This is a genomic window from Gemmatimonadetes bacterium SCN 70-22, from assembly GCA_001724275.1.
Taxonomy (GTDB): Bacteria; Gemmatimonadota; Gemmatimonadetes; order Gemmatimonadales; family Gemmatimonadaceae; genus SCN-70-22.
This window is the reverse complement of sequence record MEDZ01000032.1, coordinates 25,599-40,732: the sequence shown is the minus strand read 5'-3', so window position 1 is coordinate 40,732 and position 15,134 is coordinate 25,599. Positions and strand designations below refer to the sequence as shown.

Annotated in this window: 10 protein-coding genes; 4 read left to right on the top strand and 6 right to left on the bottom strand. The window is 70.3% G+C overall.

Going from position 1 to position 15,134, the window contains the following annotated elements:
* The first annotated feature begins 92 nt into the window (after positions 1-92).
* Positions 93-1,178, top strand: a complete 1,086-nt coding sequence (locus tag ABS52_14910; protein ODT02220.1) for a cysteine synthase — start codon at positions 93-95, stop codon at positions 1,176-1,178.
* Between the two features lie 6 nt (positions 1,179-1,184).
* Complete coding sequence (locus tag ABS52_14905) at positions 1,185-2,687, top strand: hypothetical protein (GenBank protein ODT02219.1); 1,503 nt, start codon at positions 1,185-1,187, stop codon at positions 2,685-2,687.
* A gap of 82 nt (positions 2,688-2,769) precedes the next feature.
* Here the strand turns inward: ABS52_14905 and ABS52_14900 are convergent, their stop codons facing one another.
* From ABS52_14900 to ABS52_14885, 4 genes are all read right to left on the bottom strand, one after another.
* Positions 2,770-3,441 carry a di-trans,poly-cis-decaprenylcistransferase gene (locus ABS52_14900; protein ID ODT02224.1) on the bottom strand — a complete coding sequence of 224 codons (672 nt, stop codon included), beginning with the start codon at positions 3,439-3,441 and terminating at the stop codon, positions 2,770-2,772.
* An 83-nt stretch (positions 3,442-3,524) separates the two neighbouring features.
* Positions 3,525-3,851: a transcriptional regulator gene (locus ABS52_14895; GenBank protein ODT02218.1), complete on the bottom strand. Its 327-nt coding sequence runs from the start codon at positions 3,849-3,851 to the stop codon at positions 3,525-3,527.
* Positions 3,852-3,933: 82 nt separating this feature from the next.
* A complete protein-coding gene (locus ABS52_14890) occupies positions 3,934-4,587 on the bottom strand; it encodes a hypothetical protein (protein ODT02217.1) in 654 nt (217 codons plus the stop codon).
* A gap of 177 nt (positions 4,588-4,764) precedes the next feature.
* Positions 4,765-7,851: a hypothetical protein gene (locus tag ABS52_14885; GenBank protein ODT02216.1), complete on the bottom strand. Its 3,087-nt coding sequence runs from the start codon at positions 7,849-7,851 to the stop codon at positions 4,765-4,767.
* Between the two features lie 387 nt (positions 7,852-8,238).
* Here ABS52_14885 and ABS52_14880 point away from each other — a divergent pair, with 387 nt between their 5' ends.
* A complete protein-coding gene (locus ABS52_14880; GenBank protein ID ODT02215.1) occupies positions 8,239-9,591 on the top strand; it encodes a peptidase M24 in 1,353 nt (450 codons plus the stop codon).
* A gap of 64 nt (positions 9,592-9,655) precedes the next feature.
* Positions 9,656-10,888, top strand: coding sequence for a hypothetical protein (locus ABS52_14875; GenBank protein ID ODT02214.1), 1,233 nt, complete (start codon positions 9,656-9,658; stop codon positions 10,886-10,888).
* A gap of 160 nt (positions 10,889-11,048) precedes the next feature.
* On the opposite strand, the gene ABS52_14870 is transcribed toward ABS52_14875, so the two are convergent.
* The gene (locus tag ABS52_14870) at positions 11,049-14,354 is read right to left on the bottom strand and encodes a protease (protein ID ODT02213.1); all 3,306 of its coding nucleotides are present in this window, start codon (positions 14,352-14,354) and stop codon (positions 11,049-11,051) included.
* A 116-nt stretch (positions 14,355-14,470) separates the two neighbouring features.
* Positions 14,471-15,010: a hypothetical protein gene (locus ABS52_14865; protein ID ODT02212.1), complete on the bottom strand. Its 540-nt coding sequence runs from the start codon at positions 15,008-15,010 to the stop codon at positions 14,471-14,473.
* Positions 15,011-15,134: the final 124 nt, after the last annotated feature.

The following is a 15,134-nucleotide window of genomic DNA, read 5'->3' as shown; positions in this document are numbered from 1 at the left end:
CCCATGGAACCAACACGCGAGTCGTACCGCGTCGGGCGTGTCCATCCCGGCCGTCGTCGATTCCGCGCCGCTGACAACCAGAGGAGCGCCGCATGACGTCGAACGGATCCCGCAGGACCGAGGGGCAGGGCCGCCTGTACGACAGCGTGGTCGACACCATCGGCAACACCCCGTGCATCCGCATCAATCACCTGGCCCCCGCGCACGTCCGCCTCTACGTGAAGGCGGAGTACTTCAACCCCGCCGCCTCGGTCAAGGATCGCCTCGCCATCAGCATCATCGAAGAGGCCGAGCGTCGCGGTGACCTCAAGCCGGGACAGACGGTGGTGGAAGCGACCAGCGGCAACACCGGCATCGGGCTCGCCATGGTCTGCGCGGCCAAGGGGTACCCGCTCGTCGTCACCATGGCCGACTCCTTCTCGATCGAGCGCCGCAAGCTGATGCGCTTCCTCGGGGCGAAGGTCGTGCTGACGCCCCGGGCGGCGAAGGGCGTGGGGATGTACCAGAAGGCCAGGGAGCTGGCCGACGCCAACGGCTGGTTCCTCGCTCGCCAGTTCGAGACGCCCGACAACGCCACGATCCACGAGAACACCACGGCGCGCGAGCTGCTGGCGGACTTCGCGGGCGAACGGCTCGACTACTGGATCAGCGGCTATGGAACGGGAGGCACGGTCACCGGCGTCGCGCGCGTCCTGCGGCGGGAGCGCCCGAACACGCGCATTGTCCTGTCCGAGCCGGAAAATGCGCAACTCCTTGGCAGCGGGATTGCGCAGGAGCGAGGGACCGACCACTCGCCGGCCGCCAGCCACCCGGCCTGGCAGCCGCACCCCATCCAGGGGTGGACGCCGGATTTCATTCCGCACGTCCTGCAGGAATCGGTCGACCGGCACTACTACGACGAGCTGGTCCCGGTCTCGGGGCCGGTGGCGATGGAGTGGTCGCGCAAGCTCGCGCAACGGGAGGGGATCTTCACCGGCATCTCCGGCGGCGCCACGTTCGCCGTCGCGATGCAGCTGGCGGAGAAGGCCGCTCCCGGCTCGGTGCTGTGCTGCATGCTCCCCGATACCGGCGAGCGCTACCTCTCCACTCCGCTGTTCGACGGCGTCGCCGCCGACATGACGGAGGAAGAGATGGCCCTCTCGCGCTCGACCCCCAGTCACCAGATGGAACCCGCGTAGGAGACGATGGACGAACGTTCGCCGCAGGATCGGCACGCGCCGATCGAGATTCCCCCGGAGCGCTTCCGCGCCGCGGGGTACGCCCTGGTCGACCGCATCGCCGACCTGCTGGCGAACATGCGCGACCGCCCGGTCACCGGCGGGCTCTCCGTCTCGGAGATCCGCGAGGTGATCGGCGCCGGCGCGCGGGTGCCCGAGGACGGGAGCGACGTGGAGGAGATCCTCGCGCACGCCACCGACCTCCTCACCCGGCATTCGCTCTACAACGGGCACCCGAAGTTCCTCGGGTACATCACCTCGGCCCCCGCCCCGATCGGGATGCTCGCCGACCTCCTCGCCGCGGCGGTCAACCCCAACGTGGGGGCGTGGACGCTCTCCCCGGTCGCGACCGAGATCGAGGCCCAAACGATCCGCTGGATCGCCGAGCTGCTCGGCTATCCGAGCGGATGCAGCGGGCTGTTGGTCAGCGGCGGCAACGTCGCCAACTTCGTCGGGATCTACACCGCGCTTCGCGCCGCCTTTCCCCGGGACGCGGACGACCGCAGTGCCGAGCGGCTGGCGCGGGCGACGATCTACGCCTCGACCGAGACCCATACGTGGATCGAGAAGGCGATCGACATGTACGGGCTCTCTCCCGACGCGCTGCGCCCCATTCGCGTCGATGCCGAGCGTCGGCTGGTGCTGGACGACCTGGCGTCGGCGCTCACCGCCGACCTGCGCGAAGGGCGCATCCCGGTCGCGGTGGTCGGATCGGCGGGAACGGTGAGCACGGGCGCCATCGACCCGCTGCGTGCCATGGCGGAGCTGTGCCGCCAGCAGGAGGTCTGGTTCCACGTCGATGGCGCGTACGGCGGATTTGCCGCCATGCTCCCATCTGCCCCGGACGACCTTCGCGCGCTGGCGCTCGCCGATTCCGTCGCGATCGACCCGCACAAGTGGCTGTATGCGCCGCTGGAAGCCGGGTGCGCGCTCGTGCGCGACCCGGCCAGGCATCGCGCGGCATACAGCTACCATCCGCCGTACTACCACTTCGGCCAGGAGGCGACGAACTTCGTCGACTTCGGCCCCCAGAACTCGCGCGGCTTCCGCGCGCTCAAGGTGTGGATGGCGCTGCGACAGGTGGGGCGGCGCGGCTACCAGCGCATGATCGCCGACGACATCGCGCTGGCCGGGGCGTTGCATGCACGGCTGGCCACCGACCCGCGCTTCGAGGTGGCCACGCTGAGCCTGAGCATCTCGACCTTCCGCTACGTCCCGGAGGGGTACCGGCTGCGCGTGGGCGACGAGGCCGCCGAGCACTACCTCAATGAGCTGAACCGGGCGATACAGGCACGGCTGGAGGTGACGGGAGAGCTCTTCGTCTCGAACGCGGTGATCGACGGACGCTACGTGCTGCGCGGGTGCATCGTGAACTTCCGCACGTCGGAGCGGGACATCGCGGAGATCCCGGATATCGTCGCCCGCCACGGCGACGCGGTGCATCGGGAGCTACAGGGCCGGCGCACGTAGGGGCGCTTGGCGGCACGCGCGCCAGACGGGACGAGGAGCGGGTGGGCCCACGCTCGTCGTCCCGTCTTTCCGCCTTCTCTCGCTAGATCGCCTTCGACAGCCCGCCGAAGCGCCGGTCGCGCGCCCGGAAGTCGTCGACCGCGGCGTCGAAGTCGGCGTTGGAGAAATCGGGCCACATGCGGCGCGAGAAGGCCAGTTCCGCGTAGGCGCACTCCCAGAGGAGGAAGTCGCTGAGGCGCTGCTCGCCCCCGGTGCGGATCATGAGGTCCACGTCGGGGACGCCGCCCGGGCAGTGATTGGCCTGCGCCATGGCCCGCGCGAAATCGTCGCGCGTCAGCGGCGCGCCCTGCGGCATGAGGGCGGCGGCGCGCCGCATCGAGTCGCGCGACGAGTAGTCAACCGCCAGCCGCAAGCGCATGCCGTCGCACCCCGCCGTCTCGCGCTCCGACGCCTCGATGGCGCGGCACAGTTCGGGCGAGAGGCGGTCGCGGCGCCCGATGACGCTGAGGCGGATGTCGTTCTCGAGCAGGCGCGGCGTCTCGGACGCCAGGTGACGGCGAAAGAGCTTCATCAGCGCCTGCACCTCGTCCGGCGGCCGGTTCCAGTTGTCCGACGAGAAGGCATAGAGGGTCAGGAAGCGCACCCCCGAGCGCCGCGCATGCTCCACGATGCGCCGCACGGTCTTGGCCCCCTCCACGTGTCCCATCGTCCGGGGCTTTCCCCGCTGCTGCGCCCACCGCCCGTTGCCATCCATGATGATGGCCACGTGCTGCGGCCCGAACGGCGAGGCCGAGACCGTCTCCCGTCTCCCGTCTCCCGGTTCCCGTCTGAATGCTGTCACCGATGATTCTCGCGCGTGGCCTTGATGATCGCTTCCATGTGTCCCAGGTACCGTTCGAGCGCCTTCCGTCCGGTGGCGGTGAGGGCGAAGTCGGTCTTGGGGTGGCGTCCTTCAAACGACTTGGTGCAGCGGATGTAGCCCGCGTCCTCGAGCTTGCGCGCGTGGACGGAGAGGTTCCCGTCCGTCGTCCCCATCAACGACTTGAGGGCGTTGAAGCTCAACGACTCGTTCACGGCCAGGGCGGAGACGATGCCCAGCCGGATGCGTTCGTGAATCAGACGATCGAGTTCGGCCGGCGTCGCATCGGGGGCATGCCCCTCCACCGCGGCGAGCCCGCTGGGGGTGGCGCGTGCACCTGCCGGATGGCGTTCCGCCGACGCCCGGGAGGAAGGAGACGGATGCCGCTTAGCCACCGTACCTCCGCGAGATGGCGAAGCCAAAGAGGATGTGCAGCCCGCCGAACCCGGCGGCCATGATGCCGTTGAGCACGATCGCCTTGTGCTCCGGCGGCCACCCGGCGAAGACCAGGGGAGCGGCGAGGGCGGCGCCGCCGAACACCATGAAGAGCGCCCCCATGACCGGGACGATGGGGACCGACATCGCGCCGCCCGCCATCACGGCGGCGCCGTACATCATGAGCCACATGCCCGGGAGTGCCGAGTACCACCCGGCGCGCAGCGCAACGGCGGTCAGGATCGCCCCGGCCACGAGCGAGGGGAAGAAGGCGAGGGCCAGCTTGCGGGCGAGGGCGGCCGTGACGTTCGCCTGCGACGACCTGGCCTTGAGGACGGTCAGCGTCGCCGCGGCGGAGAAGGCGACCGGGGCGGCCGCGATCCACGTGAAGAGCCAGCGAGGGGAATTGAGCTGCGTCCCCGCGACGAGGGTGGCGACGAGCGCCAGGATCCCGGTGAGGGTGATCCCCGTCCCCGAGATGGCGGTGAAGGTCCCCGCCCGCTCCATCGTCTCCCGGATGAACTTGAGATTGTCGATGGCGCGATCCGACAGCGCCGGGGGAGGCGCGGGCGGTTCGAGCCGGAGCGGACGGTCCTGGCGCGTCATGGGTGGAGGATCGCCTTCAGGCCTTGGTTCGTCAAGTGCTTTGCCATGTAAAGACGATCACGGGGGGCCGGCCGTCACCCCCCTCCCCCTCGTCCGGCGGCCCCCCGTCCTGGGCCCCCCCCGTCCGGGGGCCCCCGTCCGGAGGGGCCCTCCGTCCGCCCTCCCCCGCTCAGCCCGTCAGGGGCGCCCTCCAGCCGCGTCGTCCGAGACCGCGGGGGTCCCCAGCACCCGCCGCAGCTCGGCGATGCGCTCGTCCAGCTCCTTGCGGAGCACCCCGTACCGCGTGATCGCGTCGCGCCCGATCTTCTGGTCGGCCTGCATGGTCATGCCGTAGAGGTACTGGATGTGCGCCTGCAGCTCCGGCTTGGAATAGCGCACCGCCGGCGTGACGATCTTCGCCCGCAGCGCCTCGAGCGCCCGCAGCGTGTCGGCCGCGCTCGCCGCTCCGCCCAGGCGCCGGCGCCCCTCCTCGATCTGGGCCGCGACCTGGTTCACCTCCGTCACCATGTCGCGCACCTTGACGTTGTGCCGGAACTGCTCGCGCAGGTCGGCCAGGGTGACCCCGTCACGTGCAACGCGCGGATCCATCCGGAGCTCGAGCGGCTTCGTGGCCGACCAGCTCCCGGCCGTCAGGCGCACGCTGTACCGCCCCGGGACCACGCGCGGGCCGTTGCGCCCGCTGCGCGCCGGGTTCGCGTCCCACGGCCCGGCGAGGGTGAAATCCCAGTAGAAGCGGTTCATCCCCGCCGACGCCGGGAGGCGCGGCGTCCCCAGGCGTTCGGTGACCATCTGCCGCATCGACGGCTGCACGGTCGCGGTCTCCCCCGCCCCCGCGCTGCTGAACGAGCGGATCACCGCCCCCGTCGCGTCGAGGATCTCCAGCGTGACCGGCGACGACGGCGCGCTCGCCAGCCAGTAGTCCACCTGCGCCCCCGCGGGCGGATACTGCGGGTCGGCGGGGTCGAAGCGCGACGACTCCACGCCGCCGAACGACCCCGCATACCGCTGCATCACCGCCACGCGCGGCGCCAGGAGCTCGGCCGGCGCCGACACCAGCCGGTCGGAGAGCTGGTGCAGCGACGACAGGTTGTTGAGGATCCAGAACGAGCGCCCCTGCGTGCTGACCACCAGGTCGCCGTGCTGCACGCGCAGGTCGGTGATGGGGACCACCGGGAGGTTGAGCTGGAACGGGTGCCACTGCCCGCCGTTGTCGAACGAGATGTACATCCCGAACTCGGTCCCCGCGTACAGCAGCCCCTCGCGCGCCGGGTCCTCGCGCACCACGCGCGTCGGCGTGCCGGCCGGGATCCCGTTGGTGCCGGGGGTCAGGAGCGTCCAGCTCGCCCCGTAGTCGTCGGTGCGGTAGAGGAACGGGCGGAAGTCGCCTAACAAGTAACAGTGCACCGCGTAGTACGCCGACCCCTTGCGGTGCGGCGAGGGCTCCACCTGCTGCGTACGGCACCCGTCGGGCGGCCCCTTGAACAGGTTGCGCGTGAAGTGCTCCGACGTCGGCACGAGCCCGCGCGGCGTGATGTCCTTCCAGGTCCTCCCGCCATCGCGCGTCACGTGGAACGGCCCGTCGTTGGCGCCGACCCAGATCACGCCGGGCTCCAGCACCGACTCGCGGATGGCGTAGGTGACCGAGAAGTACTCCTCCCCGGTCACGTCGATCGTGATGGGCTCCCCGCTCGGCGACTGTTGCCGCTCTTTGGGATTCAGCGTGAGGTCCGGCGAGATCGTCTGCCACGTGACACCGCCATCGCGCGTGCGGTGCACGTACTGCGAACCGTAGTACACCGTGTTCGGCTCGTGCGGCGACACCTCCATCGGCGACACGCGCTGGAAGCGGAGGATCAGCTCCTTGCCGGGATTGCCGTACAGCGACTGCCCGCCGTTCCAGTAGGGCTGCTCCTGCCCGCTGCGCATGTTCATTCGCGAGAACTGCCCCTTGCACGCGCCGTAGACCGTGTCCGGGTTGGTGCGGTGCGGCATGATGGGCCCCGTCTCGCACCCCGGCCCCTGCATCCACTCCTGCATCGGCGAATCCGGGCGCCCCGACGTGAGCGGGAGCGAGGGGACGATCAGCGTCGAGTTGTCCTGCTGGGCGCCATACAGCCGGTACGGAAACTGGTTGTCGGCGACCACCTGGTAGATCTCCGCCGTCGGCTGGTTGTACAGCGTCGACCAGGTGCGCCCGCCGTTGATCGAGACCGTCGCCCCGCCGTCGTTGGATTGCACCATGAAGTCCGGGTGCTCGGGATTGATCCACAAGTCGTGGTTGTCGCCGTGCGGGATGTCCTGCGCCCGGAAGCTCTTCCCCCCGTCGGTGCTCTTGTAGAAGCCCTCGCTCATCGTCCAGATGACGTTGGGATCACGGGGGTGCACCACCACGCCGGTGTAGTAGAACGGGCGCGTCAGCATCGGGGCAAAGGCGCTCACCAGCGTCCAGTGCTCGCCGGCATCGTCGGAGCGATAGAGCCCGCTCCCCGGCTTGGCCTCGATGATCGCCCACACCGCGTTGGGGGCCGCGGGGGTGACGGCGATGTTGCTCTTCCCGAACAGGTCGTTCGGCAGCCCGGCGGTGAGCTTCTTCCAGGTGCTCCCCCCGTCCGTCGACTTGTAGATCCCCCCTTCACGCGCCCCCGAGATGATCGTCCACGGCTTCCGCTCGGCGCGCCACATCGAGGCGTACACGACGCTCGGGTTGCCGGGCATGAACTCGACGTCCACCGCCCCCGTCGAGTCGGAGACGTACAGGACGTTCGTCCATGTCTTCCCCCCATCGGTCGTCCGATACAGGCCGCGGTCCCTGTTGGGGCGGAACGGGTTCCCGATCGCGGCCACGAAGGCGATGTCGGGATTGGTCGGGTGGATCTCCACGCCGCCGATGTTCCCGACGCTGTCGAGGCCGACGTGCGTCCAGCTGGCGCCCGCATCGGTCGACTTGTACACGCCGTTCCCGATCGAGACGTTCGACCGCAAGCCATCGGAGCCGGTCCCGGCGTAGATGACCTTCGGGTCGGAGTCGGCGACGTCGATGTCGCCCATCGACCCGACCGTGAAGTACTTGTCGCTGATGTTGCGCCAGCTCTGGCCGGCATCGGTCGTCTTCCAGACCCCGCCCCCCGTGGAGCCCATGTAGAACGTGAGCGGCTCCTGCGCCACGCCGGTCACCGTCGTCACGCGCCCGCCACGGGCGGGGCCCACGTTGCGGTACTGAAGGTTGGCGAACAGCGACTGGCTCACCTGCGTGAGCGGCGCCACGGGCGAGGGGCGCGCCACGGCAGGCCGAGATGCCGGACGCGCCTGGGCAAACGCCTCGGGAGCCAGCAGCTGCGCGACAAGGAGGGTGACACCGGCGGTGCACAGGACACCGGAAGTCGGACGGCGATGCAGCATCATGCGCCTCGGGTTCTGGGACGAGTGTGCCCGTAAAACGTGCGGTCCACGCGACGCGTTGGCGGGCGCGGTGGCCGCGCGACAATCTGCCCCGCGGACTCGGCGACGGCGAGGGCGCGTGGCCCCGCCCCCGCCCTTGCGCACATCGGTGGCGTGGCGTTGCATTGCCGCCCCCCACGCCGCTCCCGCCGGTCGATGCCGTCCATCCCGATTCGCGACTTCGTGCCTCCCTCCCGCCCCTCCCCCGCTGCCATGCGCCGCCCCCTTCCCCATCGCTGGCGCCTCCAACTCGCCGCCTGCGCGCTCGCCGTCCCCGTGCTCGCCGCGGGGACGCCGCGCCGGATCGAGGGACAGGGCGCCAACCAGGCCCGGGTGCGCTGGGAACGCCTCTGCCAGATCCGCAAGGACAAGTTCGACCGCATCCTCCCCGAGGCGATGCGCGAGAACGGGATCGACATGTGGATCGTGGCCATGAAGGAGGGACACCAGGACCCCCTGTGGGACCTCCTCGGGCGCGGCTACACCGGGGCGATCGGGTACTTCATCTTCACCGATCGCGGTGGCGACCGCATCGAGCGTGCGGCGTTAGGCATCACCGACCACCATCGCGCCGCCTGCGGCGCCTACGACATCGACGAGGAGGGCGTGGACCTCGCCGCCTTCGTGCGCGCGCGCAACCCCCGGCGCATCGGGCTCAACATGTCCGAGGAGATGGGGATGGCCGATGGGCTCAGCCATACCCTCCATGGCCACATCGTGAAGACCCTCGGCGCGCCGTTCGCCTCGCGCCTCGTGTCGGCCGAGAAGCTCGTGTCCGACTTCAGCTCGCGCCGCACCGCCTCCGAGATCGTCGCCTTCGGCGAGGCCGGCGAGATCGGGCGGCAGATCGCCGAGCGCGCGCTGTCCAACGAGGTGATCACCCCCGGGGTCACCACCCTCGCCGACGTGGCGTGGTGGATCCAGGACGAGATGCTGCGCCGCGGGCTCGGGACGTCGTTCGAGGTCCCGTCGATCTACGTCACGGGGCCGAACGGGATCGAGGCCACGTCCAACGACCGGATCATCCAGCGCGGCGACCTGCTGATGATCGACTTCGGCGTCGGCTACCTGAACATGTACACGGACCAGAAGCGCATCGCGTACGTGCTCGCGCCGGGCGAGGTGGCGCTCCCCGCCAGCTACAAGCGGGCCTTCGACGAGGCGGTGAAGGTGCGCGACGTCATCCACCGCACGGCGCGCGCGGGGACGACGGCGCAGGCCATGATGGACGAGGTGAACGCGGCCATCACGCGGGCGGGCTTCTCCCCGATGCGCGCCTTCAACCAGGTGCGCGACGACGCCTCGGTCGAGTTCATCATCGGGTGCCACTCCGTGGGCGACTGGGGACACGGGATCGGGCCGTCGATGGCCTTCTTCAACCCCGGCCGGTTGCGGTACGAGATCCGCCCGACCAACCTCTTCTCCATCGAGCTGTTCGCCTACACCCCCATCCCGGAGTGGGGCGGCAAGAAGCTGCGCATCCCCCTCGAAGACGACGCCATCATCACCACCCGCGGCGTCGAGTGGGTCTATCCCGTCAACCCGCGCATCCTGCTCGTCAAGTGACGCCCGTGCCCCGCGCATCCGCCCCGTCCGCCCTCGCCCCGACCCTCGCCACGCCGAGCACGTCATGACCAGCACTCGCCGAGACTTCGTCAGGAGCGGCGCCGCCACGCTCGCCCTTGGCTCGCCGCTCTCCGCGCTGCTCGCCCAGCCGGGCGGCGCCCCCGAGATCCTGATCCCGAGCGACGTTCGCCCGGTCGTCATCTCCGACTACTCCGGATGGGAATACCGGAACGGGGGAAGGGAGAACGCCGTCGAACGCGCCTTCCGGGGGATCGTCGCCGGCGAGGACGTCCTCGACGCCCTCATCGCCGGCGTGAACATCCCCGAGCTCGACCCGCTGGAGATGGGGATCGGCTACGGGGCGCTCCCCAACGCCGACGGCGTGGTGCAGCTGGACGCGTCGTGCATGCACGGCCCCAAGCGCCGCGCCGGCGCGGTGGCCGCCATCGAGGGGGTGCGCACCCCGTCCAGGGTGGCCAAGGCGGTCATGGACTACACCGACCACCACCTCATCAGCGGCGCGGGGGCCCGCGAGTTCGCGCGCGCCCTCGGCTTCACCATCGAGGACGACCTGAACACTCCCGCCAGTCGCAAGGCCTGGCTGGAGTGGAAGCGCCGGGTAGACGCCGAGCACTGGCTCGACCCCGAGGGGAGCGGGCGCAAGCCCCGGCCACGGCACGAGCGCGACCCCGGCAACGACGCGGCACTCGCGAGCGCCGGCGCGCACCTTCGCACGCACCTCGCCACGCGCGACTGGGAGTCGCGCGCCCTGGCCGCCGGACGGTCGATGGTGCGCGACGGCCTCATTCGGGAGGGCTCGTTCTGGGGGACGATCAACTGCAACGGGATCTCGCCGGCAGGTGACCTGTGCGGCGTGACGACCACCAGCGGCCTCGCGTGGAAGATTCCCGGGCGCACCGGCGACTCGCCGATCCTCGGCGCCGGGCTCTATGTGGACAACGAGGTCGGCGCCGCCGGGTCGACCGGGCGCGGCGAGGCGAACCTGTACAATCTCTCGTCGTACCTCATCGTGGAGCAGATGCGCCGCGGGATGTCGCCCAAGGATGCGGGGATGGAGGCACTGAAGCGGATCCGTGCCAACACCGTCGAGGCGCGCCTCCTCAACTCGAAGGGGAACCCCAACTTCAACATCCGCTTCTTCATCCTGAACAAGCGCGGGGCGCACGCCGGCGTCTCGATGTATCACGCCGGCGAGACGCAGTTCGCCCTGTGCGACGAGAACGGCGCCCGGCCCCTCGACCTCGAGCCGCTCATCGCCGGGGCGCCCGACGACTGACGGCGCGCGCAGGGCCCGGCATGCCACCCGCGGCCGCGGCGCTCCCCACAGCCGTTGTGCAGCTGACGACACGAGGGCCGGCGCATCGCCGGCCCTCGCGTCGTCCTCCATGGGCGGTGGCGCCCTGGGCGCCCTCGCCCTGGGCGGCCTCGCCCTGGCGTCAGGGCTTCCGCTTCCCCCACGTCGGCGGTGGCGGCTCGGGCTTGAGGCGCACCGGATTGGCCTGCAGCAGGCGCAACGCCTCCTCCACCGCCCGCTCGAGCTGCGGATCGCGCCCGGCAATCACGTCCTTCGGCATGTTCTCGACGTCGATGTCGGGGGCGACTCCCTCGTTCTCCACCGCCCACTTCCCGTCGCGGTCGAAGAAGCCGCCGCGCGGCGCGATCATCGTCCCGCCGTCGATGAGGACCGGGGTGTCCCACGTCCCCACCAGCCCGCCCCACGTGCGCTTCCCCACCAGGGGCCCGATCTTGCGGCGCTTGAACATGTACGGCATGAGGTCGCCGCCCGAGCCGGCCATCTCGTTGATGATCATGACCTTCGGCCCCCAGATACCCGCAGCCGGACTGGTGAACGGCACCCGGTCTCCCTCGCGGTTGTTGAAGTAGCCGTCGAAGTCGCGCTGGAGGATGTCGATGATGTAGTCGGCGGCCGACCCGCCGCCGTTGTAGCGCTCGTCGATGATCGCCCCCTGCCGGTCCTGCTGGGCGAAGTAATAGCGGTTGAACGAGGTGTACCCCGGCTGGGCGGTGTTCGGGACGTAGACGTACGCCAGCTTCCCGTGCGAGAGCGAATCCACCAGTCGTCGATTCCCCTCGACCCAGGGGCGCTGGCGCAGCCCCATCTCGTTGGCCACGGGGACGACGGTGACGCGACGGGCCCCCGCCATGTCGGGCGTCGTATTCACCATCAGCGTCACCTGGCGATTGGCCGTGCCGTCGAGGAGACGGTAGATGTTGTCCGGCGCGCGCAGGTCGACGCCGTCGACGGCCAGGACATACTCGCCCACACGCACATCCATCCCGGGGCCGCTGAGGGGGGCGCGCAGTTCCGGGTTCCAGCTCTCCCCGTCGTAGATGCGCGTGATGCGATAGCGCCCGTTCTCGACGGCGAAGTCGGCGCCAAGGAGGCCGACGTTGGCGGGCGGGATCTCGGGATAATCGCCGCCGCGCACGTAGGAATGCCCCACCGCCACCTCCGCCCCGGTCATGTCCAGCAGGTATCCGAAGTCCTCGCGGTGGGCCACGTGGGCGACGAGCGGTTCGTACATCGCCTTGACCTTGTCGTAGTCGGCGCCCTGCAGGTTGCTCACGTACAGGTACTCGCGCTGGTTCCGCCACCCCTCGGCGAACATCTGCCGGTACTCGGCGCGCGGGTCGACGAGCATGCGGATGCTGGCGGTGAGCCGCCCCTGCCCGGCCTGCGGGACCGGCCCCTCGGTGTTCACGATCGCCAGCGCCCCCTGCGGTCCCGCGCCGCGCCACAGGAGCTTCTTTCCGTCCTGCGACACGGTGTACTGCGCGACCCCCTGGGCGAAGACCGTCGCCTTGCGCTCCTTGAGCGAGTAGCGGTGCAGGACGCTCCCGCCCCCGCCCGGGCCGCTGGCCGGCCCCGTCCCGCTCTGGGGGACGCTCTCGAGGAAGAAGATCGTCCCCGCCGTCGCCGCCTCGAGCGCGCCGTAGTCGCGCGGCGCCATGCCTAACGAGATGACGCGCTGCGCCAGCCCGTCGAAGTCGATGGTGACCGCCGGCGGCGCCACCCGCGCATCGCGGTTGCCGGCACCACCCGAGGGCGGCACCACCGGCGCGCCCACCCCCGTCTCCCGCTTCCCGTCGCCCGTCCCCTCCTCGTCACTCTCGGGGGCCAGCGGCGACGGCTCACCCTTCCGCAGCACCGCCGCGTAGATCGCGCGCGTCACCGGATGGTCGTACGACGACATGTCCAGCCACCCCGTGCGCGGACCGTAGTCCGTCGAGGCCATCCAGTAGAGGTACTTCCCGCTCGCGTCCCAGGCGGGCGACGTGGCGTCGGCCATTCCGTCGGAGAGCTGCCGGGTCGTCCCGCCCTGCACGTCGTGGACGAAGATGGCGCGGAAGTACGACGGCAGGCGGCGGGCGTAGGCGATCCAGCGCGAATCGGGGCTCCACACCGGGTCGATCGACCGATCGGGCTGCATGAAGGGATCGGTGTCGACCTTCGTCGATCGCCCGGACGCGATGTCGGTCACCCACAGGCGCAGGTGCGCGTCGGTGTACAGGATCTTCGACCCGTCGGGCGACCAGGCCGGCGTGTAGTAGAACGACGGCTCCGGGAGCGCGATCGCGCGCGGGGGCGTGATCCCGTCCTGTGCTGCAATCATCAGTTTGTACTCGCCGCCGGCGTCGGAGAAGTACGCCACCTGGCGCCCGTCTGGCGACCAGGCCGGCGTGCGTTCGGCGCTCCCCGCCGCGCGCGTGAGGTTCCGCCAGTCACCCTTCTCGGCGGGGATGGTGAAGATCTCGCCCCGCGCCTCCACCGCCGCGCGCTTCCCGGTGGGCGAGAGGGCGATGTTGGTGATCCGGCTGCCGACGTCCTTCCACTGCGGGACGAGCCACGGGAAGTCGCCGCGCACGGTGATGTCGAGGCGCCGGTGCTGCCTGGTGCGTGGGTCGAGCGTATGCAGGTACCCCGCCTGCTCGAATACCACCATGCCGCCGCCGGCGTCGAGCGCCTTCACGTCGAAGTCGGTGAACTTCGTCAACTGCGCCAGCGCCCGACTTCGCGTGTCGTACGACCAGACGTTGTGCACTCCGTCCCGGTCGGACAGGAAGTAGACGACGTCGCCGATCCAGGCGGGGGCGATGTCCTTCGAGTCGGTCCAGGGCGGCGATTGCACCTCGTGCGTCGCCAGGTCCATGATCCAGATCGGGCGGTTCTGCCCGCCGCGATAGTTGCGCCGCTCGTCGTCCCACGAGCCATTCATGCGATAGGCCACGCGCTTCCCGTCGGGCGACAGCGTTCCCTGGAAGGCCCGCGGCATGGACAGCGCCACCTCGACGTCGCCCTGTGGAGCGACGCTCCAGAACTTCATCTGCCCATTCGGCGAGCTGCGCGCCGACGCGAAGACGATGCGTGACCCGTCCGGCGTCCACCCCTGGGTGACGTCGGCCCCCGGATGCCACGTCAGTCGCCTGGGCTCTCCCCCCTCGGCCGGGACGACGTACACGTCCGTGTTTCCGGCGTACTGGCCGGAGAAGGCGATCCACTTGCCGTCGGGCGAGAAGCGCGGGTTGGTCGTGACCCCCTGGAAACTCGTCAGGCGGCGGGCGTCGCCTCCGTCGCGCGGAGCGACCCACAGGTTGTTGGCGTACGCGAAGGCGACCTGCGTCGCACTGATGGTCGGTTGCCGGAGGAGGCGCGTCTGCGCCCCCGCACCGGGGGCGGCGGCGGCGCAGGCGAGCACCGCCAGGGCTATGCGTCGGTCCATCGGGGTCGGGGAAATCGGGAAGGGTCCCCCGACCGGCGTGGTCGGAGGACCCTTCAAGTTCGCCCGCGGGACGTGCCGCTGGCTACCGGCGCCCGGCGTGCGCGATGCCAGGCCCGCTACCAGCGCATGCGCCCGACGCGGCTCTCGCAGTAATCGCGAATCCGGATCCGCTCGCGCATCGCCTCACGCTGGCCCGCATCGTAGCGGTCCCAGCGCGAGCGACGGTACATGTCGCGCTCGCACTCGCGATACGCCTCCCACTGGTAGCGACTCCAGTTGCGGCTCCGGCGCTCGAAGTCGCGCTGGCTGCGCTCCCATGCCTTCTGTTCCTGCTTGCTGATCCCCCATCCATAACCGCGCCCCTTCCCGCGGTTGTAGACGCGGTCGTCACGACGATCACGGTCCCGGTCGCGCTCCCAGTCACGGTTGCTGGAACGATCCGCATCGCGCGAGCGCTCCCAGTCCCAGCTTCCGTCACGGCCGCGCGACGCAGGCGCGTTGCCGCGGTCGGTGATGACGTCGCGCACGCGGGACGGAAGGTCGCCGCCACGCGGCTGGGCATTCCCCGCCACCGGGGAGATCGCGAAGACGGCGCTGGCCATCAAGACGGACAATGCGGTGCGCATGGTTGCTCCTGCGTCGTTGGTGAACTCCACCAGGTGGCGACCGCACCGTCGCGGTCGGCGCCTGCGCCAACGAATAGGGCAGCATCGGTGCCACGTGGCACGCGCAACGTATCGCGCCGTGCAAGTCGTTGTGGCATGGCGTCGTACGCATTCG